This is a genomic window from Bradyrhizobium sp. USDA 4504, assembly GCF_054063995.1.
The window spans coordinates 70113-96292 of the sequence record NZ_JBSSGV010000001.1; the positions used below are offsets into that span (position 1 = coordinate 70113).

Sequence of the window (26180 nt, forward strand, 5' to 3'; positions counted from 1 at the left end):
TACTTCTTTGAGCTCTCAGGCGAAAGGATCCTTACCAGCCTGGGTCATTCTGACCAAGGTGCCGCTCTCGGGGCCACTTCTTCTCATCGACCGCGTCTTAGCCCGGCCCAGTATTGCGCCGGCGGCGCCGCGTCCTGGTGGATCATCGGGTAGCTGATCTTCTCAAACTAGATCCTGCCATCCCGCATCGCGTGGTCCGGCCAGCGCTTTCTCGGGACCGGCGTGATGCCCGTCATATTCAGCGGCCACCCATTTCCAGTCAGAGTGACTATAGAGCCCGGCCCAATGTTGGACTGGCTTTGGCGCACTGCTCGCATTTGAGGGCGCCTGAAATGATGGTAGGGCTGAGCAACGCTCTTGAGACGCTGTGATGACATGAAAACTGTACCATGATCATCTAACGACTACGTAGCGGTACGGCAGGGGCAGGCGTCTCAGAACCATTCGCCCGGAATATACTGGTCCAATAGCAATACGATCAGACCCGTCAGAAGGCCAACACCGCTGAAGATTGCAACGGAGACCAGCGACTCGATTTCTGCGATCGACCCTGACGACGCCCGGGGAAAAAATCTTGCAAGCACTGCAGCCATGTCAATCTCCGGTCGCCGGAGCGGCGCTCCGACAGCAAAAATCGCAGCAATCATTTTCAAAATCGGTCTGACTGTTACTTTCGTCGAATAAGAAGTCAAGCTACCTACCGTGGCTCCGCAACTCACGACCTCAAAACTCATTTAGTCCGCTGCCTCGGCGCCGTTTCACTTCACGGGAATTTTCCTTTCGTCCTCGTCGTGCTGTTCCCATCTTTGGGGTGACTCAACATGCGGCCCGACGTCGGCCCCGCGACGACCGCAGAGCATACAGGCAAATGGAGATCGAGGCGGGAGAGCGCGGTGCGATCGGGCCACTGGCCGATCTTGGCTGGCGTGAGCTCGATCGAATGGCTACAGCCATGGCCCGAGTAGTAGGCGAGGAGACCGCGGGCGGCGAACTGGCGCGTCGCCCAAGGCGATCTTGCGCCAGCCATGACGGTCGCTGCCTATGACGGTGTGCAAGAAGGGCGGCGCCGGCTCACTCATCTTGTGGATTTAGTGCTGTCTCCGCGGATGAACTCACGGAGCTTTTGCACGATCTCGTTGGCTATTTGTTGATTAATCAGGAACTCGTAGTGCCCGACCGGGTGTCACCACGGTGAATATGCCAGTCTCGGAGTCATCGTCGATTGCCAGCCCCCCGAGGCATGAACTTGGATATCCTCCAAGTCCTCACTGGAGTTAAGCGCGGGATTGGTGTCTTCATTGCTTGCCATCTTTGCAGGCGAGCAGACCATCCTTGGCATGCCTCAGGTCTGCGGCCGACGAAATGGGACAACGTCGCCGTCAGCCGCGCGGATCGCCACGCGGGCCATCTCGAGCGGATCGAACCCGAGGTCAGCCACGGCTTCTGCCACACCCTGGCGGTTCAGTTCGGCCACGATTGCCTCCGTCACCTTCATCAGTCGGGCTGTTTGGGCGGTGGTGTCCGTCATGAGGCCTGGCCTGTGGCCGCCGATCAGGAGGTTGGCGGCAGAAGAGGGTTAATTTTCCGCTATTCGACTATGGATTAGGCGCTGACCGAAACCATCACAGCGATGCCAAACCAAAAGCGCCGCCCTGCGGTCTTGTCGTCAAAATGGCTCATATAAAAATCAGATGATAAGCTAGGTCAACAACTGCATCCTCGTTCGATATTGCGTTCCTTGGCCGCCAAAATACCTCGTTGAACGAAATCAGGAAGCCGCCGTTCTTTGGGCCGCCGCCTTGCTGTTTCCGATCAAGTGGCCAGAGGCGTTTGGGTTCGTCCTTGATCGAAGCGATGACCTGCGGAACGGCTGTGATTGCCTACCGAGCGGGCTCGGTGCCCGAAGGGGTGGACGGCATCACCGGCTTTATCGTGGATAACGAGGGGCAGGCGATCAGGGCGGTGAACGAACGGACCGGTTCAACAGAACAGTGCTCCGCGCCCGGTGCGAGGAGCGCTTCCTGCGAGCCGGATGGCGAAGGGGTAAGAACGCCGATATCGCGAGCTGCTCGATCGGGACGGCGCGAAGGGTTGGAGAAAGGGGCAGCCACATCTCGCCGGCCGTCCGAACGGCTTCGTTGAGTTGCCGGACTCGCATGAAAACTATTCTTTCCGCCGCGGCGACTTTGTTCTTCTCGCGACAGGCGCACTGGAGGCGAAGTGCTTCCTCTCCCAGCCGAAGGTCCAGCTAGCCCGGCGACTGCGCGAAGCAACCGAAAGACTGTTCGAAGCCGGTGGTCCGCGCTTCCGCCGGCTTGCCTCTGCTGCGAAGGCCAGGCAATTGCCGTCCGGCTCGTGAGCACCGAAAGTCGACAGCGGGCCTCAGTCCCGATCCTATGAAGTATGGAGCGAATCCTTTGCGGACGGCCCGTCCGACTGAAAGAGCGATCAGGAACAAGTGGCAATCGCGGACGTTGGGGCCGGGCATCTGAAAGGTGCGGCTCACGTTGGAGGAGATAATCGATGAAAAGCTTTCTTGCCGTCGCTCTGCTCGGCACTGCCGTAATCGGCGGCGCTGCATTCGCGCAGTCCACTCAGCCGGCCGATCGCGGCGCGCCGGCGGCCACCGCCCAGCCGGCCGATGCGAAGATGGCGCTCAAGGGCAATTGGCGCGCCTCGAAGCTGATGGGCCTGAAGGTCTACAACGAGGCCAACGAGAAGCTCGGAGACATCAACGAACTGCTCGTCGACAAGAGCGGCAAGATCAACGCGGTGGTGATCGGCGTCGGCGGCTTCCTTGGGATGGGCGAGCACGACATCGCCGTCTCGATGGACAAGCTGAAGTTCGTCGAGGAGCCGGTCCGGACCAGCTCGAGCAGCACCTCGACCACCTCGACCGACACCACCACCGGGGCGGCTTCGACGAACACGACGAACCGCAATGCGAACGATTGGGTCCCGGACCACGCCGTCATGAGCGGCAACAAGGAGCAGTTGAAGGCACTCCCGCAGTTCAAATACTCGGACTACAATTAGGACGACGAGAGTTCACGGAAAAAGGGCCCCATGCTGGGGCCCTTTTTTCTGCCCGGCGGCCAGCGCCCAGTGGGTCCAGAAAAGGCTCGCCTGGGCTGCGGGCGAGCCTTTCATGCGAACGACCGTTCGCTCAGTGTATGTGAACTATCCAACAGCCGCCGCCGCCAACAACGAGCGCGACGGGAATGGCCCATAAGATCAGTACGGGCGTCTTCTCCTCCAATGGCTGTCAGAACGTTTTCGCGAGGCCGGCTCGGCCCCGCGATAGCCGTTTACTGTTCGGTGCAGACCTTGGTGGTCTTCACGGCGGTCTCGGCTTCCGTCTTGGTCTTGTAGACGCCGTCGCCCACGACCGTCGTCGTGGTCGTCGTCGGCTTGGTGTCGACGACGGTACATTTCTTGGTCGTCGCGTCGCGAACGATGTAGAACTCGGCGGCGCTGGCGGCCTGGGCGCCGAGGGCGAAGGCAGCGAGAGCGCCGCATACGATCAGCTTCTTCATGGTGTCTCCTCCAATGGCTTCTAAGTAGTCACTTCCAACGAGGAGGCGCGCGCGAAGCTCCGTTTCTACCGGTAGCCGGAAGGCACGCCGCCGCGTCACTGGACCAATTGCTCGCGGCTCGAAGAACGTCTGGCTGCGCCCGTCCAGCTAATTTGCCGAAAATTCTCCAGCAGGAACCCGGCCCGTCGTCCGGTGTTGTTCGGCGACCAATTAGGAGGATTTCAGATGAACAAGCGTTTATTGTTGGCTACGACCGCCGCAGTTGCGCTCGCGACTTCGGCTCTCGCACAATCTTCTCCGAGCACGTCGAGCTCCAATCCGCCAGTTGCGCAGCGTCAGCAGGATTCCACGTCGACGCCGCCGTCCTCTTCGACGTCGACACCGTCGTCCAACTCCGCTCCGGGATCGGCGCAAGCCAACCCTTCGACGAATGCGGCCCAGACGCAGCCTCCGCCAGCGACCGGCCAGAGCGCGGCAGGCCAAACCTCCAACTCCGGGACGGGCACCAACACCACGCAGGCGCCCACGTCGAACAACTCTACCAACCAGGCGCAGACGAGCCAGCCCTCCAACCAGACCAATCCGCCTTCGAACCAGGCGCAGACCAATCCGCCTGCGAACAATCAGACGCAGAGCGCGAACCCACCGGCTTCGGGCACCAGTCAGGCGCAGTCTCCGACGGGTAGCAATTCGACCACCACGGCCCAGCAGCCGAACAGCCAGCAGAACGCGGCCGATCGCTCGTCGAACACGAACGTGAATGCGTCCGTGAACATCAACGATCAGCAGCGGACCCGGATCAGCACGTCGATTTCACACCTCAACGTGCAGCCGCTCAACAACGTGAACTTCTCACTGTCGGTCGGCACGGTCGTGCCGCGCGATGTACGGCTGCAGCCGCTGCCCGCGGAGGTCGTCGAGATCGTGCCCCAGTATCGGGGCTACGACTTCGTGCTGGTGAAGGACGAGATCGTGATCGTGGAGCCCTCCAGCTACAAGATCGTCGCGGTGCTGCCGTACTCGGGTCGCTCCACGGCCACGGCGCCGGCGCGCACCGAGCAGCGCAAGACGACGTTCACCGATAGGGACCGCGAAGTGATCCGCAAGCACGCCAAGGCACGGCCGGTCGAGCGCGAGCGTCGCACCACCGGCAGCACGGTTCGTACCGAAATCCGCACCGGAGAGCGCGTGCCGGAAGACGTGGAGATCGAAGCGTTCCCCGAAGAGGTCTATCGGGATGCGCCGAGCCTTCGCGAGTACCGGTACATCAACCGGGACAGCCGGACCTACATCGTCGAGCCCCATGAGCGCCGCATCATCGAAGAGATCAACTGAGCTCGCTAGGGAAGGAGAACACCCCATGAAAACCATCACACTAGGAGCTCTCGTTGGTGCTCTGATGGCGTCGTCGGCGACTGCCGCCCCTCTGGCGCCTGCGGCCATCGCGTCGACGGAGGTCGCGGGCATCGAGCAGGTGCGACTGGTCTGCAATGAGTATGGCCGCTGCTACCGGACCGGCGGCCCCCGCTATGTCCAACGCTACTACGACGAAGACGACGGCTATGCGGTCCGCCGGAGCTACGGCTACTATAGCGGGCCGGGCTACTACGATCGCGGCTATGGCTACTACGGCGGCGGCCCAAGCATCGGTTTTAGACTAGCTTCGGCACAAGGAGCTGGTGATCTAGCAAGAGGGCCGCTCCCAGAGCGGCCCTTTCCACGGGATTGCGTTCCCGCGGGGACAAGATGTCTGCTGTTGCGAAGCTCCTGGGATAGAAGGACAGTCGCTGGCGCGGCTCGAAGGCGACCCCGGCTCGAATGGGCGCGCCGAAATCCAGGCGCTCCTCGCCAAGATCGACCTGCGCTGAGTTGCTCGCTACCTCTCGGCACCCATGGTGGCGCCGCTGCACGCGATGATGAATAACCCTCTAGGGGAAGAGATCGAGGGCTGGATCTTCGCCTCGCGGCTCTTATTTGGCCGATGGAGGCCCAATTTCGGGGCGCTTGAGGCTGTGAGGCGGCGCCAGTTCGGGGTTCGCCCCTTGGGGCGGGCAAACCCGGTGCTCGCGCCAGCGTTCCCCCTGCGCGCAGCTTATCGACCAGCCCGGAAAAGGGGGGCCTTGGCCGCCCCGCCTGTCTTCCGCCCTGCGCTGGCAGGCAGCTCGGACGCAGGCGGGGCCAGTCCGCGAAAGCTCAAATTGGCTGCCAAGATGCATGCTCGCTCAGCAGGGTGCTATGCTGCGCTCTGCAGGAAACAATAATGGCCATCTACCGAATACTTCAAAACTCGCCGCTGGGGCCGGAAGAGATCACCCGGCTTTCGAGAGCTTACGAACAGGCCCTGCGCACGATCGGCGTGCAGGATCGCAACGACCCGCTGACTGAACTGAGTGCCAAGAAGATCATCGAGATCGGTCAGACCGGCCTCAAGGACCCCGCCGAGATCTGCGGTCGGGCCGTCGAGCAATTAGGCGTGCCGAGAGGATGATCGAGGGAAAGGGCGTGGTGATCAAAGCGACGGATCAGATCGCGGTCCAGGCTACGGCGATCGCGGCCAAGGCTCGGCGGTGAGGAGAGCGGCTAACCCGGCCGCGCCCACTTTTCTGCGCCGAACTCCCTGATCATCCGAACAATCTCGTCCGGATGGAAGGGCTTATGCACGATGCGGCTGCCGGGGACGGGACAGGGTGTGGCAGGCGAGAAGCCCGTTGCGTAGATAACCGGCAGTTCCGGATCGTGCTCTCGGCAGCGTTCCGCGATCTGCCATCCATCGAGCTGTCCGGGCAGCCGGACATCGGTGACCAACACGTCCGCAACGTGGCGCTTGCACCACGCCAGTGCCTCCTCCCCGGTGCTCGCGTGGATCACGTAGCCTGCCTCGCGCAGCGCTTCGACGATGAATTCGCGGATCAGAGGGTCGTCCTCGACAAGAAGCACGCTCACTGGTAGCTCATATCCGATAGCTCTGTTACGCATGTCGAACGGCCAAAAATACGGAGCCGTTCCTGACGGATAGCCCCCGATTGGGCCTGTTCTGGCTTGCCTCGCGGCGCCATCGGAGGGCCGCTTTCGTGCGTGGCGAAGGTGGCGGCGCGGACGGCTGCGGTGCAGGGGCAGGCTGCTGGGGAAAGGCGGCTGACGACTGATCGGCTCCGCCATGCGAGGCTCAGCAGCCATTGGCTGGAGGTTACATCCTTCGAATACTCACGTCGGCGGTGGACTTCTCTTCATTCGGCACGAGGCCGGTCGGCACGCTACAGCTTGGCCGCCGCCGCGGACGCATCCGTCGGTTTGGTGAAGGAGGGCAGCAAAGGCGGTGGCTGCTGCTGGGCACCGCCCGGCTGGATATCCCGATTCCCGACGAGCCGTCATCCGAGGCGCCGGTGATCGGGCCTGGATCGAGCCGCTGTAGGAAACTACCCTGATTCTTGTTTGGTTGAGGTTCTGATCGTTATGCCCTTCGGTCGCTGCAGCGTCCTGCTATCGTTCGAACCTACATGGTTTTGGAACATCAACTGCGGATCGCATCCTGTGTGCTGTTTCGTACACAAGGCGTCCGCTCGTCGACAAGCACGTGCCGTCGTGCCGGTTGCCTCGCTGTTCGAAAGCTGCAACATAAGAACGGAGGTGCGTGGCGCATGCGCGGTTGGGCAAGTCTGATCCTCCTGTTGCTGATCTGCGGGAGCGCTGCGGCTCAGGAGGACAAGAAGACCGACGATCTCAAGCCGAACGATCCCGACACGGGAGAGAGCACCGTCCAGGAGACGACGCTCGGCGTGTTGCCCAATCCGTTCGAAAAGCAGGGCGTCAAGTTCGCCGTCACCTACATCGGAGAGGTGCTCGGAAATCCATCCGGCGGCGCGAAGCCCGGCGCCGTCTACGAAGACCGCTTCAATTTCGCCGCCGACCTCGATTTCGAGAAACTCGTCGGCCTTCAGGGGCTAACCTTTCATGCCAACGTGTTCCGCATCGACGGCGGAGGTCTGTCGCGCGGATCGCTCCTCAATTATCTCGATGCTAGCGGCATCGAAGCGCTGCCGACGACCCGTCTGTACGAGATGTGGTTCGAGAAGAAGTGGAACGACGATAAGATCGCCTTGCGAGCGGGCCAGCTCGCAGCCGACTCGGAGTTTGCCACCTCCAAATATACCGACGTCTTCACGAACGCGTCGCTCGGCTGGCCGGCGATATTCGCGCTGAACATGCCCAGTGGGGGTCCATCGCCGCCTCTCGCCGCTCTAGGCGCTCGCTTCCGCGCCGACGTGACCGACAACCTGACGCTCGTCGGAGCAGTCTTCGACGGCAACGCGGCGGGCCCTGGGCCCGACGACCCGCAGCTTCGCAATCGCTACGGCGTCAATTTCCGGATCAACGATCCGCCACTAACGCTGTACGAAGCCCAATTTCAGTGGAACGCCAAGAAAGGCGATCCTGGCCTGGCCGGCAAGCTGAAACTAGGCGGTTGGCGGCACTTCGGGAACTTCAACGACCAGAGGTTCGACACGTCCGGACTATCTCTCGCTGATCCCAGCACTACGGGAATCCCCGCAACTTTCGCCGGCGACTATGGGCTTTATGCCGTCTTCGAGCAGAAGCTCTTCCGCGTAGGACACGATTACGAGCGTGGCATCGGCGTCTTCGCGCGAGCATCCTATAGTCCGCCCGCCCAGAACCTGATCGACTACTATGCGGATGGTGGCGTTGAGTTCATCGGTCTCGACGAGGCGCGTCCCCACGACAAGCTGGGGATCTCGGCAGCCTACGCACATGTCTCGCCTCGGGCGCAGGCTCTCGATCGCGACTTTCAGGCGGGCTACGGACCCGCCTGGCCCGTTCGGACTTCGGAGACGCTTTTAACGGCAGTCTATCAGTACGAAGTCCATGCCGGTGTCACGCTGCAGCCGAACTTTCAGTTCGTGCGCCGCCCCGGCGGCGGCGCAACGGATCCGCTCAGCAACATAAAAGGTCTCCGACTCAAGGACGCATCGGTCTTCGGCCTCCGGACGGTGGTGAAGTTCTGAAGGCGTTAGGGCCCGGTTCTGCCGCGGACGTCCACAAGGTTTGTTGCGCCAACCGAGGATTCAAAAAGAGCGTTCGTCACGGGCCGGTCGTTTCCGATTAGGAGGCGATGGGCGGAAGACCGTATCGAACAATCGAGGAGGGCTCCGCCTAAGCAAACCCAAGAAGCTTGATGACATTTCCCATGATACGTTGAAGGACGTCTGTTTCGCAGAGAACAAGATCATCAAGACACTGCCGAAGATGGTGAAGGCCGTGCAATCGGCCGTCGTTAACCCGAGGAACGCCACGTGGTTTGTTCGGCAGCATGGCAATCCATTCATAATGGCAAGTTCGTAAGGCATGATTCGAGCCCCAGTTTGGAAGCTTGAATCACAGGGGCTGGCCAAACGCAACGCTTCCCCCGCAGGCCCCGGTGCGACGCTTCCGGGAAAGAGGCGGACATCAGCCAGCCGACAATCACCACTGAAACCGTCGAAAATGACCGTCTCGGAAGTTGGTGACCAAGTTTTGCTGTGCTGCGATAAAGCCACTTCCGTTAAGCTGGCTTCACTGACTACAAAGGAGATATGTCCATGCTGGACCGCATTCTTGATGCAGCAACCGACAATTTCAGGTTCGCGAAGATTCTGGTCCAAATGGGCCTCGACCCGAACAACGTGACCTGGGACGCCATCTTCAACCGCCTGCTGGAAATCTTTCTGCACAACATCACGCTTGCCAATATGTTCGCCCTGGTCGGCGCGATCTTCTTTGTCGCTACATTGCTGACGCACACGATGGTGCCGCTGCGGGTCGCGAACATGATCGGTTGCGCATTCTTCGCCATCTTCGGTGCGCTCACCGGAGCCGTCACGACCTTTCTTCTTTATCTGCTGATGATTCCCATCAATGCCTACCGTCTCCGTCAAATGCTTGCTCTCGTGAAGAAGGCGCGCACCGCAACAAAGGGAGACATGTCGATGGAGTGGCTCAAGCCGTTCATGACCGACCGCAACTATCGCAAGGGCGATATCTTGATGAAGAAGGGTGACCCGGCCAACGAAATGCTGCTGACTGTTACCGGCAAATTCCGGGTCATCGAAATCAACGTTGAGGTTCCAGCGGGGCGTTTGATGGGCGAGCTTGGCTTCCTTACGCCCGACAACCGCCGGACCGCGACGATTGAATGTATCGAGGATGGCCGCGTCCTGACTATCAGCTATGAAAAGCTGCTCGAGATCTACTTCCAAAATCCGCAGTTCGGCTATTACTTCCTCGTTTTGACCAGCCAGCGTCTGCTGGAAAATCTCGCGCGTGCCGAAGCCATCATCGCGCAGAACAAGATCGCGCCGCATACGCCTTTCGCCAACTGACAGCGGTTCGGGGCGATGGATCTCGGCCGTCGGATACTTCGCCGCCGTCAGCGCGGCCACGACCTGAGCTTCGAAGAGCTTCATCCGCGCGGTCGCCCTTGCTTTTGTCGAGATCGTAACTGCGACGTCTGACAATCTGACGGGATCGAGAGGAGAGACGTTAATGGGGACCCGCCCGGTCGAGATTTTCCCACTCGGCAATCCCTCACCGATCAGGCAATGGCGAATACACCTGCAGAGAGCCAACGGAATTTGTCGGGCGAGCCCTGGCTTTCGAGCGAAAGTGCGTGGAGCATCAGTAGCGCCGAGGCTGCCGATCGGATTTTTAGCGTGTAGACAAATTGATTTTCATACAATGTCACCGGTATGCGACGAAAGTCGTACCGGCAGAAGGAGATTGCTGCGAATCCAGGCCGGGAACATCTTCTTGAGCGCGATCTCCGCCGGCGGCTTGATCATGATCGTTGGCTTCGATCCCGTTCGAATTGACGTCGGGTCAATCTCCTCTTCAATCGAATCAAGTCCGTGAGAGTCCCGCTGACGATGAAGTCGATCTCTCCTTTGGAATATCCGAGTTTGAGATAGTGCGCGGTGTTGTCCCAGCCGATGCAAGTCCATACGTCTGTAGTACCTGGCGACAAGAAGGCAAGGTATTGCGGCTCATCAATGAACGCATCGATGTCACGGCTCAGCCGATGATTGGCGTCGTCATCAGGGCCGTGCCGCCGCCCAGAACCCAATCGGGGACTGGCTGTCCCTGCCATTCGAGGTCCGACAGCCCGTCGAGCGTTCGACCAAGGAGTTTACACCAGCCGCTCAAGTGCGCTCTCCAATGCCGGGCTGCTTTCGCCGGTTGTTGACTTCATCGATTCATAGGAAGCCGCCAAATCTTGAATGGGAATGGCGGGCCGTTCCGCAAATTCCAGAACAAGCTCGGGACGCACTTCCGTGAAGAACGTTACGATATGTGCAATCCAATTTCGCCAATCCCTCGAGGTGATGCGAGCCACAAGATCGGTCGCGCTCATCATTCGGCGATATGGAGCGTTTGTGGTGCCGAGCACGAGTTGATCGATGTCGCTTGTTTTGGGGAGGCTAGCGGAGGAGGGACTCTTCTCCGTTGTTGTCGCGGGACTTGTCGCTTCGCCTGTGTCGAGATCAAGCGCATCCGTCAAGCCGCGCCGCTGATCCTCGAGGCGCTTCAGCGTCATGACGTCGTTGACGAGAACACGTCGGTGCCTCCCAATCAACCGGAACGGAAGTTTGCCGGAATCCATCCGCTGGTAAACCAGTGGCCGTGAGATGCCGAGAATTTCGGCCGCCTTCTCGGGTGAATTTCAGGGTCTGATCTGAGGAGGAGAACCTCACCCGTTTCAGCCAGTAGTGTGAGAATGCTTTTCATGGCAAGGAGCAGAGACGGCGGCATTTCTGCTGCGACCATCTCCCCGTCAGCCTAGATGAGAAAAAGACTTGCGTGCTTAAGCATGGCGGCGCTGCTCAGGAAATTGGCTCCCTTCCGCGGCTCCTCACGTTCGTTACTTTCAACCTTCAAGCGGGTCAGATCTTCGGCCATTTGTGGCCTTCATCTGTAATAAGTAAAATATATGTAATATCTGTTAGCTATCCTAACAACTGTAAATATAAGGAGTCGCATTCAGGAGTTAGTGGTGGCGCCGGGGAAGCAGCGATCAGTGCACGCGAAGCCGGCGGGGGCCGATAAACAGTCCAAAATCCGCGGTGCTGTCCGAGAAGATCGCGTCAACCGCCGCCGACGTCGGCTCCAGAAACTCGTCGGCCTTCAGGGACTGATCTTTCATGCCAACGTGTTCCGCATCGACGGCGGCGGCCTGTTGCGCGGATCGCTCTTCAATTAACTCGATGTCAGCGGCATCGAAGCGCTGCCGACCCCGTCTGTACGAGATGTGGTTTTCGCTGCGGCCGAGGCGATCTCGCGCTATGAGATCCGCTGTGGACGCTGGCCACCTGGGCTGAAGAATCCGGTTATGACGAGGCCGTCGAACTATTGGAAGCGGCTCTCGCCGAGAAGGACCTCTGACAGGCATCGTCAAGAGTGTCGTCAACTTCGAAGCCGACGCCCACCTCGCGGCTTGACAGGAGATCGCGAATGTGCCGGCCAGCCGCTGGCAAATCGTAATCCGCCGCGGCTAGCAAACCTGCAAGGTGTTGGAGTCCGGCCCGGCCAGGCACTTTGGCCCGCCGGAATCCGGGCTGATCTGGAGGGCCGTCAGCTCGCGATCCGCAGCCGGCAGCACGGCGCGCACCCCGGCGGCGACGGAGGATCTGTCTTTGTCCTGGCCGTAGCCCGGCTCCTCTGCGATGGCTGACCAGGATTCAGTCCCGGCGCAGCGGCCGATGTTGCCGAGGCAAGGCGTAGCGAGCGGCGAAAGACAGCAGGCAAGCTTATTGGATCACCGTGTCGGCCGGTCCGACAAGCTGTCGCACATCGTCGCGTGCCCGGGTGACTATTTGACCCGGGCCCACTATGCGGTGCAGTTCTGGTCCGTCGGCCGGGGCATGTTCGAACTTGACGCGCTATTGCACCCACCATTGGTCAAGGGTTCCTATCTCTCCACCGGGCCGAGCCCGCCCTGGCGGTAAACGGCCACGATCGGGAACGAATTGTTTCGAACGACGTTTGATGACGCGGAGCCATCGCCCGCCGTTCACAACGGCGCCTGTCGCGGATAGCCAAAGGTCATTTTGACCCGCTGTTATTCTCCACTAGCGCTCGCGCGGATAGCCAAAGGCGATGGCTGCCACTGCTCAGCCAACCGACGTGTCGGAATGCGATGGATGACCCATACGATCTAGTGCTGGCCATGTTCGGCGTGGTGGTCGCCGCCGTGATGCTGCTAGCCGGCGAGCTCTACCTTGTCACGCGGCAGGACCCGCCAGAAAAAAGCTTGAAGCCTCCCTCCATCGTCACATCCTCGATTGAACGGCAACGGCTGTAACGAGCTTCGGAATTGTTTTGGTGGTTGCGACCGGTTGGAAATTCGCGGTGCACGCTTCCTTCAAATCTCTTTGTCGAGCTTCGTCACGGTATTCGTTGCGATCGGACCGACCGAAATCGCTGTCATATACCGGTCTCCACCGCTGGAGACCAATTTCGGTGATTTCCTGGCGCTTCAAATCCAGACGTTACATCGCGCCGCCGGTGCGACGGCACTACATCCCGAAGGCGGATGGGACCGAACGGCCACTCGGCATACCGACATTGGAAGACAAGGTGGCACAGCGGGCTGCTGCTGGAGCCGATCTATGAGACCGACATCTTGTCGTGCTCGGTACGGCTTCCGACCGGAACGATCGGCCCATAATGCCCTATAGCCAGCTATATGGCCAGTTCACTGAAGGGCTTGGGACACCGGCTCTGTCGGCCGCCAGCGCAATGCTTTGAGAGACCAGTGCCAGCTCCGAGCCGAGACGGATCCCAATTCGAGCTTGGACGCGAAATCTCGCCGGTTTTAAGTAGTGACTCCGACCTCTGAACGGCGGCTCCAGGGCCAAGTAGAGACATGGCTCTAGCACATGGCTGGACTAGATCACGGGCAACGCCGTCCAACTCAGAGGGCGGCTCCGGCCAGCAAGGAAGCGCCGCCAAGCGCGACCATCACAAGTCCAGGCCAGTTCGATTTGATGCCGAAGCCGCTACCCGGTCCTTCAGGTTCCAGCGTGTCGCGCCCAGAACGAAGCCATTTTCCACCGCTGAATCGGCCTCGCCAGATTGGCTGATACGCCATCTGGAGTACGCCGCCGAAAACAAGGAACACACCAAGCCATATCAGGGTCATGCTCTCCTCCTCCGCACCAGTGAACGCCAACAAGGAACCGTGGTCCGTTCAACGTCTGCACGCTGCTCTCGGAATTAGAACGACCTTGAAAGCCGCCGGCCGAGCGCGCCGCGCGCAGATTGAGGATGGTCCCGAGCGAAGTGCAGGCTTAGGTCAAACATAAGCATCCTGCTCAGTCTTCGTCCGGCTCGCGCACAACCGGCTGTTCGTCGGTTCGATTCTCTTCGTCGTCTTGCTCTTCGTCCTCTTCGTCGTCGTCGGGATCTCGGGGGGGCATCGTGTTGCCCACGATCGTGAAGACACGCCAGTCGATCCTGGTGGAAACTATCTCGGGGGTTTGCAAGGTCATGTTGCTGCTCCTCAGATGTGACCCGGGGCACTTTACCCCTTTGTCGGAGGGGCAGTTACGGAATTAGCCGGCGCGGCCGAGGTCCGATTTTATCTCCGTCAAGTGTCCCTGAGATCAGTGTTCGAGATCGTCGGATTCGGGGCCAAACTCCGACGGCAATCACCCTCCGTCCGGGCGAGCAGAACGACGGTCGAGCACAGCAGCCGCAGCCATTCCAGGAGCCGAAAGGGCCTTCCAGGCTGGCGCGTTACTGCGGCCCGGCTTACAGGGTCTGCCATAGTTGCCGAGGTGCGTCACGGACACAGGCCCAAGTCCTGACTAGTGCTGGCCCTTGGCCGGTCCTTTTAATTGACGACACCAGTGCCGATCGCGGTGTCAGGTTTCGCCCGGCCGGATCATCCTTGCGGCGTGAGGCTGCGGTGTATCGCCCCGCCGCGAGCCTGTTTCGGGCTGCGCCCTTTGCAGCTCCACTCGCCGCTCCACGATGGCATGCCTCAACAATTCGAGCACAAGGCCAAAGGCCGCAAGTTCCTCCTCCTCGATCGCGCCGTCATCGTAACACTCGAGGGTTTCACTGATGATGGCATCGGCCTCCCCCTGCAAAGCCAGCAGTTGCTGATTTGACTCCGCGGCCCGCGCGCTGGAGACCATCGCCAGGATTCTATTGCGATGACCGGTATTTTCTTCCCTTTCGTCCCGATTCAAATAGCGACGCAACCAAGCTCCGGCCGAACCGATCCCGGAGAGAAGCAGGAGCGCGAACCAGAAGTAGTCGCCGTACCTGTCGAGGAAAGTGCGTTCGTTGCCGTCGATGACGGCCGCCGCTCCGCGATGTACCGGCAGCTCGGCGTCTTTCTCAGTGTCTGGCTTGGTGATGTGCGCAGCACCAGGCACTTGCCTGGCAATCGCCTGACGGATGGCGAATAGCTGCCGGAAAAAGGCCGCCACGGTCGCTTCAGACAGCGTCTTTCGCGCCACGATTAGGTGGCTGACGCTGACCGTCTCAACCTTGTCGTCCGGCCAAGCCGGCTTCGCATTAAAGACGCTGGGTGGAATTTCCTCAGATTCATAACGAGGGTGCTTCAAAGCGATGGCTTCCGAAGCGTCGATCGGGAGAAACTTCGGCTCACCTCGCACGCGGGCCGTTACGGCGATGGCCTCGGACGTGATTTTACTGTCGAGCGGACCGACCGCCATGAACGCATCGATGGTCAGGTCGCGCGCCAGCTCATCGATGTGGTCCGTGCCAAAGTGCGAAAGCCCGACCTTGTCCACCTCAACGCCGGAGGCGCTCAAGATGACCCGCAGCAGCGTCGCGTTCGCTGGTGTCCTGCCGATCACGCCGACACGATGCCCTGCGAGGTCGGCAATCTCCTTGATCTTCGGTCCGTGTTTCCCCTGGCGCTCTGGCCCGCAAGTCCGGAAGGCGACCACAGCACAACGAAGTTCTTGCGTACCGTGGCAACTGTCTGCGCGTCGGCCGGCATCTCCAGATCACCACGGCCGACCGCAAGGTCGACCTTGCCAGCACCAAGCAGAGCGATGGCTTCGACTGCCCCCTCTGTCGCGATCGGAGATAACCTGATAGTTCGGCTTTCGCTCGCGAAAGCATCGGCCATCGCCTGAACTACCTTGTGATCGTCGCTTCCCGGCGGTCCAACTGCAATCCGGAGAACTTCCGGCTGCAACGCATAATACAGAGCGCCCGCTGCGGCCCCAAAAAACAGAAATCCAATGACTAAGACCAGCAGTAAGGAATTGCTCCTTCTCCGCAATCGGCGGGCCGCCTCACTGGTTTTACTCGCATCGTTGGACGAGAACATTGCCGCTGCCAGTCGGGATCCAAAGCAATTCCTGCTTCCCAGATACTGCGTTTTTCCGAGAATAACGTCGTGGTGGATGCCTTGGTTCATGTTCATCCGGCGAACTGAATGGCTTTTTGCGGCGACTTGCCGGGCTGCGGAGCACTCCTGTGCTGCGGGAACGAGCGCAGTGGCCGGCGGCGGCCATTCCTGTCGATAGCCGTTTGGCTCCTGTTGCGCGGACCTTGGAATAAAGTCTGGCGATCGGGAGAAAGTGACGCGACGCGATTTACCCGTGGGATTCTAGAAACTCGCGCTTACTCTGATGATTCGAAAAGTTCTTTAAACCGAGTTGGCCTACGATCTTGCGGCAGCCCGCGGTCCCTGACGGCATAGATGCCGTGCTTCCTCTTTCCCGCTCGGCCAAATGCCGGCCGGTTGCGCCGAACATGTACTCCCGAGATTTCGAACCTAATCAGAAGCAGGAATCGAGGAAGTGCGGCAAATCGTCAATAAGGTTGAGGTACGGAACAGGGCAGCTCTACCGCAAATCGCAGCTGTGGACAGGAATGACTCGGATTGTTCCTAACTGTCATCCAATTCGAGGTAGCTTTGATGCAGGCTAACCGGGGACTTCATTCCGTCAAATAGGACTCGAAATGCTAGTTTGATTGCTTTGCCGGCGCCCACCACGCGTCCCGTCTTTGAGGGGGCTTTCCTGATCCGGTCGGCCCCGAGCTGGCTAAGACGCACTTTATCGCCAACTCGAAAAGTCGCCGGGTCGGCTTGCAAAAGATCGATCCCCTTTGCTGAGACAGCCGCACTTACGTGATTCTCACGCTCGGACCGCTATTTAGGATCGTTACTCGTAAGTGGCGGATTTCCGGCGGTAGGCGCCGAGCGCTGATCCCTTCGTGGCCGTGAGTCGAGAAGATCCGGTAGCGGAGGCAGTTGCTGACGCGGTTTAGCACTCGGAGCGCTGGCAGGATGATTCTGGGCCATCTCCATCTGCCTACGATTCATCGCAAGCCCAATTAGCCCGGCGATCACCAGTAATGCACCCGCAGCGATGAGCCAGTGGGGTAGCTCCAACCATCCATTCGCGGTCTTGACTGCATCCATCTATTTTTTGCCTTTAGACCGCGTGACCTGCCCCTGAGTATTTCCTCCAGATGGAAGTTAGAGTCCGGCCCGAGCAAGGACGGACAGATGAAGCGAGCAAGGTTCACGGAAGAGCAGATTATCGCAGTGTTGAAGGAGCATGGGGCTGGGGCGACGACAGCTGACTGGCTCGCAAACACGGAGTCTCCGAAGCGACGATCTACAATTGGAAGGCCAAATTCGGCGGCATGGAAGCTTCCGAAGCCAAGCGGCTGAAGTCGCTCGAGGATGAGAACGCGAAGCTGAAGAAGCTTTTGGCCGAGCAGATGCTCGACGCGGCCGCCCTTCGCGAGCTTCTGTCAAAAAAATGGTAGGGCCCGCCGCCAAGCGCGCCGCTGTGGCGCACCTGAAGGCCGTGATGGGCCTGTCGGAGCGACGGGCCTGCACGATCGTCGACGCGGATCGGAGGATGGTCCGTTACCGATCTTGCCGCCCTCCGGATACGGATCTTCGTGCCCGGCTGCGCGACCTTGCTCACGAGCGCCGACGGTTCGGCTACCGTCGACTGTTCGTCCTGACTGCGGCGGGAGGGCGAGCCATCAGGGATCAACCGCATTCACCGGATCTATCGGGAAGAGGGGCTGACGGTCCGCAAGCGGCGGGCTCGCCGCAAGGCCATGGGGTGCCGGGCACCGATCCTGGTGGAAGCAAAGCCGAATGCGCGCTGGTCGCTGGACTTCGTCCACGACCAGTTCGCCAATGGACGACGCTTCCGCATCCTCAACATCGTCGACGATGTCACCAAGGAATGTCTGGGCGCCATTCCTGACACATCGATCTCGGGCCGGCGTGTGGCGCGGGAACTGACGACGATTGTCGCTCGCCGCGGCAAACCCAGCCTGATCGTCTCCGACAACGGCACCGAGCTCACCTGCAACGCCATGCTCGCCTGGTGCAAGGAAACCGGCATCGACTGGCACTTCATCGCACCGGGCAAACCGATGCAGAACGGCTTCGTCGAGAGCTTTAACGGCCGGATGCGCGACGAGCTCCTCAATGAGACGCTGTTCTGATCTCAACGACACCAGGACCAAACTCGCGGCATGGGTCGCCGACTACAATGGCGAGCGACCTCATTCCTCGCTGCAATACCTGACGCCCGCGGCCTACGCCGCCACTCTCACCGCAACGGACGCTCGGCTGCGCGACCCCGACCAGCTCCGCCGATCGTCCGTTGCTCCACCCGCGCCACTTGGCGTACAAACCACCGAGACTCTAACTGCCGCTGGATGAAAGTTCAGTGGCAGGTCACGCGCTCCAGCCTCGGGTAGTCATCCCTTAATAATGAGACGACCCAGAAACGCATTGCAGGCACGCTCGGCTTCAGCGATCGTGCTAAAAGGCGATCCGGCTACTTGAGCCGCGGGCATATTCACAAAGTCGGGGCGGTATGACGCAACAAAGCCCGGCTCTCCGTGCAATCCCGCTCCACTTCGGCTCTCACTGCAGATAACGAATGAATAGTCGTCGCTGCTTGCGATCCATATCTCCAGATCGCCGGTGTTGACGCGGCTGAAGTGCAGGGCCATTTCACCCTCCACCGGGTGGGCCAAACTTGGTCCTCTGTGACGCTCAATCTGCCTTGGTGAGGCCGGCGGCTTCGGCCTCCCGCGCCAGCCGTTCTGCCTTTAGGCGTTCTCGATTCTCGTGGAATGCCTTCTGCGCTTTAGCGTAATCGGTCAAAGCTTCCTTGGCTTCTGCCTGCCTGAATACCTTACGGGCTTCTCTCTCTGCGCCTGTTGGTGTGCTCCTTCGCTCTCGAACGTTGACCATTGCGCTGAACTCCTTTCCAGGCTCAAAACAACGCGTGGCGGTAGCATTCGATCCTATTGGTCAACTCATCTGACCTTAGCCTGCACACCCAACTCCACCAGCCGGCGGCCTCGTGTGGCCGGGGGCGTCTGGCTGCTGGGGGACCATGCGGTTACGGCGCCAATGAAATCATCAGAGAGCCCGAAGGTGCGCGCGGGGGCGCGTCCCGTTGCGGGCGTACTGGACCAGCGGTGCGCCTCCATCCAGCGCGTCGGGGAGGAGACGGTAGACCACCCGAGGGCTCTCGCGGCAACCCGTCCTGCTACCGTTGCCCGCGTCGCCGTGTTCTCGCGTATACTAACGAAGTCGAGGACCATGGCGCGGAACGGCCAGACACCGACCTCGGCCGGCCGGAAAGGCTCGCACTACCAACTAAGGCAGGCGATCGCCGTTGATCAACTTGGCTACTCTCTAAGCGGCGGCGACAAAAAAGTACGCCGCCGGGCCCGAAATGGTTTGTCACGGCGGTGCCCTGTCATTCCCAGTGCTGGGGCCCTGAAATTCCCAGTGCCATTTCCGTTAGCGGGTACGTGGAGAAACGGCAGTTGCCCACCTCAAACAACTTCTAAAAGAGGAGCCGACGTAAGGGCCCACACGCCAGCTCCTCCGAAACGCGACCGTACTGCGTCCCCAACGGTCCCGTCCCTCAAAGGAGCGTGCGCTCAGCGGGTTGCTGATTTCCTAATGGTCACTCTCATCAGCAGACGTACCGAACGCCTTGCCAGAATATTTGTATCGTTTTCCGGCGGAGGGGGCGGGCGTAGCTCCTAATGGCATTGCGCGGCCACGAACATGAGGCAATATCCGCTCGTCGATGCTGCTGTGATCCATGACGCTGAGGCCGTCAGATGGCTCGTTGAAGTATTTGCGCGCAGTACACGCGCGGCTAGGCCCGGGCGCACCGTCTCGAGCTCGATGGCGACCGGAATTGCGCAGCCCGTCGGCCCATGACCTTTCGCCACGCACAAGCTCACCAATCGAACCGTACCGCATACCGCTGTTTCAGCCTCTTGGTGGTCAGGCTGACGGCATACTGGATGCGATCGAAATCGGCACCGTCGCGGGCTATTGCCGTCATCGCCCAATCGCTGCCAGCCGGTTCGACTTCGACGTGGCAGACGTACTCTGCGCCGGGAAAGCTGCGGATTTCGCGCAGCGCGATGAGCTCAAGATCCTTCGCGGCTACCATTGTAACGGGCACCGGAGCATTCCTCGCCTTTTCAGAAGTCAACCGGGATCGATCGGTGCTGTTCCTAAGCTGAAGCGCAAGCGCGAAGCGGGAGCTGTCCGATGACACCGAAGCAGCAGCACTCCACCCTTAAGGGTGCGATCAACCGTGGGATCGTAGTGCTCGACGCGCTCGGCGATTCCGAGCTCAAGTTTCAGAGCGTCGCAGGTCTGGAATCGGCTGACGCCCCATGCTGTCTTGGCTTAAGGCTACAAGGAGACCCGCGTCCGGATCGTGCCGACGGCTCGTGAGATCGCCCAAGCCGAGACCGTGGCCGACTGGCTAACTTGGCTAGGACATTACCACGGCGGCGTTCGGCGGCTCGTGGCATGGGCGCACGATGACCCTATCTGGCGCGTGGCTGAGCGGGAGCGATGCAGCGAGCGCGATCCACAACCGGATCGACAAGTCGGTCGCGTTGATCCTGGAGCATTTCGGCGGGGTGGAGCTCAGCATCGAGGTGGTCGATGAGCCGGCCGGGCGCATCTTGCCGAACTTCCTGACCGAACGGGCCATGGCCGGGTTAACCCGGTCGTTAACCCACACGGCAAGGTGTGGATCGGCGGCGTCGGCTGGATGAAGGATCGGAAGCGCTGGAGCGACCGCCGCGATAGGGCGGCTGGATTTGAGGGGCGCCGATGATCGACCTTGCCGACTATACCAAGGCGATACGGGACCAGCTGAAGCGCGGTCGGTTCGGCTGTGTCTATGTCGCCGGCATCGAGAGCCCGAAGGCCTGCCGTATCGGCTACGCCGAAGATTTGGCGCCAGCCGTTGCGAGGCTGCGGCGCTCAGCGACGGCAGCGGTCACCATTGAGAGCGCATTTTGGGCACCTGATCGCCGTATCAGCAGCCACCACAATCGCCAAGGCGGTTCAGTGCGACCTGGCCCACCATGCAAAGGCCGGCGGATGGTTCGTTGTTGAGGCTGAAACGGCCACAGCAGCCGTCGAGCTGGCCTCAGTGCTTATTTTGGCTCGCTCGCGGCCATGGCGTGGCACGATCAGCTGATACGGCAACACAGGGATAGGAACCATCCCCTAGCAGGTCAGTTGATGGCCTGTTCAGTGCCGACCGTCATCGGCGTTGAGCGAGGGATATGGACTCGGTCTCGGCACTTGCACCCCTCGTGCTGAGGCCTTTTCTTTGCGCTCAATTTCGCGACCGGAGAATCCGCATGACCCCCAGAGAACGCCGTGACATGCCATGGATTATTGGGGCCGCTGCATTGGCTTTTGTCCTATCGATCGTTGTCGGCGGCATGACGTACTTTCGGTAGCGGCCGCGCTAGTCCCGGCGAATATCGCGACCATTCACCAGTTACTTCTCTAGTTCGGAAGCGCGATTTTCCAAGTCGTCCATCTCGAGCCGGATTTTGAGAGCTAAATCCGTGTCCTTGCTTTGCCGAGCCAGGGCGAGGTCCGTCTCCAACTCGCTGAGGTCCATCAAAACGCTGCCCAATTCCACGCTTGTTGCGTGGGTCGGATCATTTTCAAGGTGGGTGTACCGGCTGCCGAGCGCCGTAGGAGAGCGGGCCTCGTCACCGCGTTCGGGGTGGGCGATTGCGGATGGATGGTTTTGCGGGCCAGCGTTCGCGTCACGTTCATCGGGAATATGTTGTCTTTGGCTATAGCGCCTACGCCGGGTTTTGCTCACCAGCAGGTAAACGATCATCCCAGCGGCTAGGCCGATGACGAGCACAATGGCTGGATCGATGACGCTCATGTTACACCCTTATCGTTCTCCACAGGTCCGGACCAGGAATTGACTTCTGCAGCGACGTAGCCGAATTCGCTCGCAAAATCAGCTTGAGTGAATAGATGGGCCCCGCCCGGCACCGCCGCGGCGGGTTTTCATTTGCCGTGTTTTCAAACGAGCACGGCAGAAGACGTTCCAAAGTAGAGAGAAATAGATGGCGCACGGGATCAAGACCAGCGGCTGGCAGAATGGCAAGCCGAACAAGCCGTCGGATCAGCCCGTTACTGATCCTGCAGAGAATGAACAACGCCCCGAGCGCTTGTTCAGGCCAGGCCAGTCTGGCAACCCGGCCGGCGGTGCGTGGCAAGCGTTTCAAATCGGAAGATCTGCCGCTTGTGCGTCCCTTCTCGGCGGTCCCGAAGCTGCTACGCCGCGTTCGCGACGCTGGAGTCCGGATCGCGGTTGCTTCCTCGGCCAAGAAGAATGAAGTCGATGAGTATCTCGGCATCGCTCGCGTCGTTGATCTCGTGGACCTCACAACTTCTTCAGACGACATAGAAGAACAAAGCTGGCGCCGGACATCTTCAATGTCGTTCTCAAGAAGCTTAAGATTGAGGGCGCCGGCGCGATTTGTGATACGCGATACGATGCGGAAGCGGCTGGTAGGGCGGCAGTTCGCACGGTCGGCATGTTCTGTGGAGGCTTGACGGAACACGAATTGCGGAAAGCCGGGTGCGCCGAGGTGTATCCGGGGCCCGCTGCGCTACTGGCCTGTTTCGAACGATCTTTGCTGTGCAATTTGCCAGTCGGCGCGCCTTTACTCCTCGCCTGCTCAGCTCTCGATTGCCCCGCAAATAGGAGCGATAGGCCTGCGGTGAAAAAGACTCTCAGGAGATCTGAGCGCGGGCATTCTCGCATACCGCAAGGGCGGTCGGGGTCTGCTCGTTCACCTCGGCGGTCCGTTCTGGCGTAAGAAGGATGATAACGCCTGGTCCATTCCAAAGGTGAAACCAATGCCGTGGCTGCCGCGATCTTTCTCGCCGCCGCAATAAAGCACGGCTTCTGCCGCGATTCATGGTGCTCGATGATGTTGCTTCGAGCTTCGATGCAGGACATCAGTTCGCCTTGATGGACGCGTTAGGCACGTTATTGCGATACGCACGGCGGCTGACGGCTTGCATTTCTTCATCTTGAGCCACAACACAAGCCTGGAGAACTATTTTGACAAGCTCAACGGTACGACTGATTGGCATCATCAGAAACTGCAAGGATGCCGCCGAAGGGGCGCCTGATGGTATCGGCCCAGGAGGCGGACCGTCTCAAGCCCAAACGCAACAGCATCTCAATGCGGGCCAGGTCGATATTGGTTGCTGCGTCTCTGCTACGATCTCGAATACAAGCTCGGCCAACTCATCTCGAAACTCGAAGTTCCCGTGCCGCCCGATTATGTCGTCCGTGAAGAATGCGGATTGACTTGAGAAATAAGCAGAATTGGTCTTGATGTAGTATTCGATTTTGCAGGAAAGCGGGGTATTGGACCTCGCTTTCTTGCGTTTTAGGTTTTGCTTTTGGGTGATTCGTGATTCCCTGACAGCGTCGTCGACATTGGGGAATGCGATGAGCAAGCCGCGGGATGATCGCCAGAAAGACCTGTTGCTTCCGGCGCTTGATCAGATCATCGACATGGGTCATCCGCTGGTGCGGTTGGCAGCGCTGATCGACTGGAACATCCTGAATGAGCGCTTCAGTTCGGTGTGCCAAGCAGGGTCGGGACAGCCGGGCTTGCCGAGGCGGCTAGTCGCCGGCCTGTTCATTTTGAGGCACATGCACAACCTGTCAGATGAGGTGCTGTGCGCTCGCTGGATCGAGAACCCCTATTACCAATACTTCTGCGGCGAGCTGAGCTTCCGCCAGCGTCTGCCGTTCGATCGATCGTCGATGACGCGCTGGCGGCAGCGGCTCGGCGAGGAGCAGCTCGTTGCGCTAATCCAGGAAAGTCTGTCGGTGGCGCACAAGACAGGCGCCCTCGGCCCGAAGGACCTGGAGCGCGTGGTGGTCGATACCACGGTGCAGCCCAAGGCGGTTGCGCATCCGACCGACGCGCGGCTCCTGCATCGAGCAATCATCAAGCTGGTCGGGCTCGCCAAGCGCAACTGTGTGCCGCTACGCCAGAGCTATCTGCGCCTGGCCAAGCGCGCCGCCATCATGACCGGCCGCTATACCCACGCCCACCAGTTCAAACGCGCTCGGCGGCAGCTCAAGTTCCTGCGGACACGGCTTGGCCGGATCATCCGCGACATCCGCCGCAAGATTGATGGCGATACGGTGCTGGAAGCTCGCTTCGGCCCGTTGCTCGGTTTAGCGCAGCAGGTGCGCAGCCAGGATCAGCATCAGCGCGGTCCGAAGGTCTATGCGTTACATGCTCCGGAGGTTGAGTGCATCGGCAAGGGTAAAGTCCGCGCGCCCTACGAGTTCGGCTGGAAGGTCAGCATCGCCACCCCTGTGACGTCTCCGAAGGGCGGCCAGTTCGTGCTCCATGCCAAGGCGCTGCATGGCAATCCCTTCGATGGGCACACGCTCGGTCCCGTAATCGCCGACATGGAGAAGCTCACCGGGGTGGAGGCTCGCGGTATCCACGTCGACAAAGGATATCGCGGTCACAACCACCCGCATCGGTTCAGGGTCTGGATCTCGGGTCAGGTCCGCCGCGTCACAGCTTCCATCCGTCGCGAGATGAAGCGTCGCGCGGCTGTCGAGCCCGTCATCGGCCACGTCAAGGCCGAGCACCGCATGGACAGAAATTATCTCAAGGAACGCCTCGGCGACCGCATCAACGCTGTTCTCGCCGCTGCCGGCTATAACTTCGGCCTGCTGCTGCGATGGTTCGCAGAGCTCTTGCGTGTCATCATCCGAGCCTTCTTCGAGACCGTCCCGGCTCGAAACACCGCTTAAGCCGGGCGCCGGCGCCAGTTCTTCACGAACGACTATGCCACGCGCGGAGCCAGACGGACGCTCTGGATCTATATCGAGGCGATCACCGATGCCCTGAAACTGTACCAAGCGGCTAACCGATGCGTGATGTCATCACAGCAGATCAATGATCTGCCGAACCATCATGCTCCGTCGATTTTGGGCAACTTCGTGAGCCATTACGAGACCGGAGCTGGCACGCCGTTCAATGCCTATGCCCTGCTCGGCGTGCTTCAGAGCATCGACCATCTTGCCGACGCGGCAAACGGCCAGAAGTAATTATTCGTCGTCTCGATCGGCGTTGAAGGGAAGCATCACCCGAGCGGTCCACTTGGCGTAGAACTACTATCCGTTCGAGGCCGGTAGCGTTGCATGCGGCTACTTTGTAAGATGGGTCATGAAGCCAACCGCCCGCTGTTGCAATTCGGGCTCTAGACTGGTTGCCTTGATTCTCTCAATAATCAGTTCGGAATTGAGGGGCCGAGCGGCGTGGTAGGCTTCGACGAACTCCGTGTCCTTATCCGACAACCGCGCGAGTTTGGACACGATCACGTCCTCAGGGCAGGGCGCAACCGCCAAAACCGTTCGATCGTCGACCTCTACCTCCCTATAGATCGCCCTCGTGTTCCAGTCAGACGGAAGACGGGCCGTATTTTCGTCCACCCCATCGATATAGAAGCCGTGATTCCGGTGAAAATCAGAGCCTTCGCCAAAGAGCGCGTTGATCTGTTCGGAAGCTTCCGGAGGGAAATCCGGATCTAGTTCTTTTTGAGTGATCTCCCACAACCTAGCATTCTCAGGATAGGCGTCGATTTCGCCAGATGTTCTCAAGATGACCGGAGCGTCCGGCCACGAGAGGAGAATGCTTTGACTGCCAATAATGAAGACCTTGTCGGTTTCAAACAGCCGGGCTATCGCCCTGACCGTCTCGATAAGGTCTTCAAAGGTTCGAACAATGATTGCTGCGTCACGCGACAATCCGCGCACCCGCGGGTTCATGCGCAGCCGATTTCACGGCGAGACGCTTCGCTGCCTGCCAGATACGACGCCTTAGCGCAACGTCGCTAAAGTCAATCCCATCGGCAATCACGAACGGGGACGACAGACGCAAACGAGTCATTTCCTCGTCGCGGCTCGTTAACCGGCGGCGTACCTTCGACGGCGGAAGGCGAAGCAAATCATCCCATTCGCTGACGAATGAATAGCCCGCGTAACGCTCCGAAGCGCTACGATCGAGCGAAATCTTCGCACTGTCGATCAACGAAGGGTCGCGACCGATCGCCCGCGCAATAAGCCGATGAATTATCAGCTTCGCGGTGTCGTTTACGTGCTCCTGGTTGACCCGAATGGTCATCGTTTCCGTTGCCTCTAGGGGAGCATAAGCATCAGCTTGTAAAAATCCAACTAGCCGCGCCGATCCTTGTTCCCTTTGCGT

Annotated in this window: 24 protein-coding genes and 4 pseudogenes; 13 read left to right on the forward strand and 15 right to left on the reverse strand. The window is 60.0% G+C overall.

Translation table 11 applies throughout. The annotated features are described in order from the left end of the window. Window positions 1-434 precede the first annotated feature (434 nt). Together ACVMB1_RS00260 and ACVMB1_RS00265 are read right to left on the reverse strand one after the other, a co-directional pair. Window positions 435-734: a hypothetical protein gene (locus tag ACVMB1_RS00260; protein WP_225648814.1), complete on the reverse strand. Its 300-nt coding sequence runs from the start codon at window positions 732-734 to the stop codon at window positions 435-437. A 608-nt stretch (window positions 735-1342) separates the two neighbouring features. Continuing rightward, on the reverse strand, window positions 1343-1528 hold the full coding sequence (locus ACVMB1_RS00265) for a hypothetical protein (protein ID WP_057019405.1): 186 nt from the start codon (window positions 1526-1528) through the stop codon (window positions 1343-1345). Window positions 1529-1790: 262 nt separating this feature from the next. Here ACVMB1_RS00265 and ACVMB1_RS00270 point away from each other — a divergent pair. After that, window positions 1791-2142 (forward strand): annotated as a pseudogene (locus ACVMB1_RS00270) (glycosyltransferase); the annotation flags it as partial. A 381-nt stretch (window positions 2143-2523) separates the two neighbouring features. Further along, entirely contained in the window at window positions 2524-3036 is a 513-nt protein-coding gene (locus ACVMB1_RS00275; RefSeq protein ID WP_253603894.1) for a PRC-barrel domain-containing protein, read from the forward strand. A 272-nt stretch (window positions 3037-3308) separates the two neighbouring features. Here ACVMB1_RS00275 and ACVMB1_RS00280 read toward each other — a convergent pair whose 3' ends face one another. Continuing rightward, window positions 3309-3536: a hypothetical protein gene (locus tag ACVMB1_RS00280; protein WP_057019402.1), complete on the reverse strand. Its 228-nt coding sequence runs from the start codon at window positions 3534-3536 to the stop codon at window positions 3309-3311. Between the two features lie 225 nt (window positions 3537-3761). On the opposite strand from ACVMB1_RS00280, the gene ACVMB1_RS00285 reads away from it, so the two are divergent. Together ACVMB1_RS00285 and ACVMB1_RS00290 are read left to right on the forward strand one after the other, a co-directional pair. Beyond that, on the forward strand, window positions 3762-4871 hold the full coding sequence (locus ACVMB1_RS00285) for a DUF1236 domain-containing protein (RefSeq protein ID WP_456847815.1): 1110 nt from the start codon (window positions 3762-3764) through the stop codon (window positions 4869-4871). Between the two features lie 925 nt (window positions 4872-5796). After that, on the forward strand, window positions 5797-6024 hold the full coding sequence (locus tag ACVMB1_RS00290) for a hypothetical protein (protein ID WP_456847817.1): 228 nt from the start codon (window positions 5797-5799) through the stop codon (window positions 6022-6024). 92 nt (window positions 6025-6116) lie between these two features. Here the strand turns inward: ACVMB1_RS00290 and ACVMB1_RS00295 are convergent, their stop codons facing one another. Then, complete coding sequence (locus ACVMB1_RS00295; protein WP_456847819.1) at window positions 6117-6479, reverse strand: response regulator transcription factor; 363 nt, start codon at window positions 6477-6479, stop codon at window positions 6117-6119. Between the two features lie 695 nt (window positions 6480-7174). On the opposite strand from ACVMB1_RS00295, the gene ACVMB1_RS00300 reads away from it, so the two are divergent. Both ACVMB1_RS00300 and ACVMB1_RS00305 read left to right on the forward strand, forming a co-directional pair. After that, the gene (locus ACVMB1_RS00300; RefSeq protein WP_456847821.1) at window positions 7175-8557 is read left to right on the forward strand and encodes a carbohydrate porin; all 1383 of its coding nucleotides are present in this window, start codon (window positions 7175-7177) and stop codon (window positions 8555-8557) included. Window positions 8558-9124: 567 nt separating this feature from the next. After that, the gene (locus tag ACVMB1_RS00305) at window positions 9125-9910 is read left to right on the forward strand and encodes a Crp/Fnr family transcriptional regulator (RefSeq protein ID WP_456847823.1); all 786 of its coding nucleotides are present in this window, start codon (window positions 9125-9127) and stop codon (window positions 9908-9910) included. An 803-nt stretch (window positions 9911-10713) separates the two neighbouring features. Here ACVMB1_RS00305 and ACVMB1_RS00310 read toward each other — a convergent pair. Beyond that, window positions 10714-11232: pseudogene (locus ACVMB1_RS00310) on the reverse strand (helix-turn-helix domain-containing protein); the annotation flags it as partial. Window positions 11233-11577: 345 nt separating this feature from the next. Between ACVMB1_RS00310 and ACVMB1_RS00315 the strand changes: the two are divergent. Together ACVMB1_RS00315 and ACVMB1_RS00320 are read left to right on the forward strand one after the other, a co-directional pair. After that, window positions 11578-11784: a hypothetical protein gene (locus ACVMB1_RS00315; protein ID WP_456847825.1), complete on the forward strand. Its 207-nt coding sequence runs from the start codon at window positions 11578-11580 to the stop codon at window positions 11782-11784. Between the two features lie 936 nt (window positions 11785-12720). Next, window positions 12721-12885: a hypothetical protein gene (locus ACVMB1_RS00320; protein WP_456847827.1), complete on the forward strand. Its 165-nt coding sequence runs from the start codon at window positions 12721-12723 to the stop codon at window positions 12883-12885. Window positions 12886-13497: 612 nt separating this feature from the next. Here ACVMB1_RS00320 and ACVMB1_RS00325 read toward each other — a convergent pair. The 4 genes from ACVMB1_RS00325 to ACVMB1_RS00340 form a co-directional block, all read right to left on the reverse strand. After that, on the reverse strand, window positions 13498-13725 hold the full coding sequence (locus ACVMB1_RS00325; protein ID WP_081334919.1) for a hypothetical protein: 228 nt from the start codon (window positions 13723-13725) through the stop codon (window positions 13498-13500). A gap of 172 nt (window positions 13726-13897) precedes the next feature. Beyond that, on the reverse strand, window positions 13898-14074 hold the full coding sequence (locus ACVMB1_RS00330) for a hypothetical protein (RefSeq protein ID WP_456847829.1): 177 nt from the start codon (window positions 14072-14074) through the stop codon (window positions 13898-13900). A gap of 375 nt (window positions 14075-14449) precedes the next feature. Further along, window positions 14450-15415 carry a hypothetical protein gene (locus tag ACVMB1_RS00335; RefSeq protein ID WP_456847831.1) on the reverse strand — a complete coding sequence of 322 codons (966 nt, stop codon included), beginning with the start codon at window positions 15413-15415 and terminating at the stop codon, window positions 14450-14452. Further along, window positions 15412-15987: a hypothetical protein gene (locus ACVMB1_RS00340; protein ID WP_456847833.1), complete on the reverse strand. Its 576-nt coding sequence runs from the start codon at window positions 15985-15987 to the stop codon at window positions 15412-15414. The genes ACVMB1_RS00335 and ACVMB1_RS00340 overlap by 4 nt, the downstream gene beginning before the upstream one ends. A 1098-nt stretch (window positions 15988-17085) precedes the next feature. On the opposite strand from ACVMB1_RS00340, the pseudogene ACVMB1_RS00345 reads away from it, so the two are divergent. Beyond that, window positions 17086-18270 (forward strand): annotated as a pseudogene (locus ACVMB1_RS00345) (IS3 family transposase). A gap of 38 nt (window positions 18271-18308) precedes the next feature. On the opposite strand, the gene ACVMB1_RS00350 reads toward ACVMB1_RS00345, so the two are convergent. From ACVMB1_RS00350 to ACVMB1_RS00360, 3 genes are all read right to left on the reverse strand, one after another. Beyond that, window positions 18309-18566, reverse strand: a complete 258-nt coding sequence (locus ACVMB1_RS00350; RefSeq protein ID WP_456847835.1) for a hypothetical protein — start codon at window positions 18564-18566, stop codon at window positions 18309-18311. A 43-nt stretch (window positions 18567-18609) separates the two neighbouring features. Then, complete coding sequence (locus ACVMB1_RS00355; RefSeq protein WP_456847837.1) at window positions 18610-18810, reverse strand: hypothetical protein; 201 nt, start codon at window positions 18808-18810, stop codon at window positions 18610-18612. A 1009-nt stretch (window positions 18811-19819) separates the two neighbouring features. Further along, the gene (locus ACVMB1_RS00360) at window positions 19820-20038 is read right to left on the reverse strand and encodes a hypothetical protein (protein ID WP_456847839.1); all 219 of its coding nucleotides are present in this window, start codon (window positions 20036-20038) and stop codon (window positions 19820-19822) included. Window positions 20039-20417: 379 nt separating this feature from the next. Here ACVMB1_RS00360 and ACVMB1_RS00365 point away from each other — a divergent pair, with 379 nt between their 5' ends. Further along, window positions 20418-20657 carry a hypothetical protein gene (locus ACVMB1_RS00365; protein WP_456847841.1) on the forward strand — a complete coding sequence of 80 codons (240 nt, stop codon included), beginning with the start codon at window positions 20418-20420 and terminating at the stop codon, window positions 20655-20657. Window positions 20658-21397: 740 nt separating this feature from the next. Here ACVMB1_RS00365 and ACVMB1_RS00370 read toward each other — a convergent pair. Beyond that, window positions 21398-21802, reverse strand: coding sequence for a hypothetical protein (locus tag ACVMB1_RS00370; protein ID WP_456847843.1), 405 nt, complete (start codon window positions 21800-21802; stop codon window positions 21398-21400). Window positions 21803-22671: 869 nt separating this feature from the next. Between ACVMB1_RS00370 and ACVMB1_RS00375 the strand changes: the two are divergent. The 3 genes and pseudogenes from ACVMB1_RS00375 to ACVMB1_RS00385 form a co-directional block, all read left to right on the forward strand. Beyond that, window positions 22672-22779, forward strand: a pseudogene (locus tag ACVMB1_RS00375) (NUDIX hydrolase); the annotation flags it as partial. A 613-nt stretch (window positions 22780-23392) separates the two neighbouring features. After that, window positions 23393-24727: an IS5 family transposase gene (locus tag ACVMB1_RS00380; RefSeq protein WP_456847845.1), complete on the forward strand. Its 1335-nt coding sequence runs from the start codon at window positions 23393-23395 to the stop codon at window positions 24725-24727. A 126-nt stretch (window positions 24728-24853) separates the two neighbouring features. Further along, on the forward strand, window positions 24854-25024 hold the full coding sequence (locus tag ACVMB1_RS00385; protein WP_245313790.1) for a hypothetical protein: 171 nt from the start codon (window positions 24854-24856) through the stop codon (window positions 25022-25024). A gap of 99 nt (window positions 25025-25123) precedes the next feature. Here the strand turns inward: ACVMB1_RS00385 and ACVMB1_RS00390 are convergent, their stop codons facing one another. Further along, a complete protein-coding gene (locus ACVMB1_RS00390) occupies window positions 25124-25744 on the reverse strand; it encodes a DUF6036 family nucleotidyltransferase (protein WP_456813774.1) in 621 nt (206 codons plus the stop codon). Further along, window positions 25713-26099, reverse strand: coding sequence for a hypothetical protein (locus ACVMB1_RS00395; RefSeq protein WP_057019391.1), 387 nt, complete (start codon window positions 26097-26099; stop codon window positions 25713-25715). Before ACVMB1_RS00395 ends, ACVMB1_RS00390 begins: the two co-directional genes overlap by 32 nt. Window positions 26100-26180: the final 81 nt, after the last annotated feature.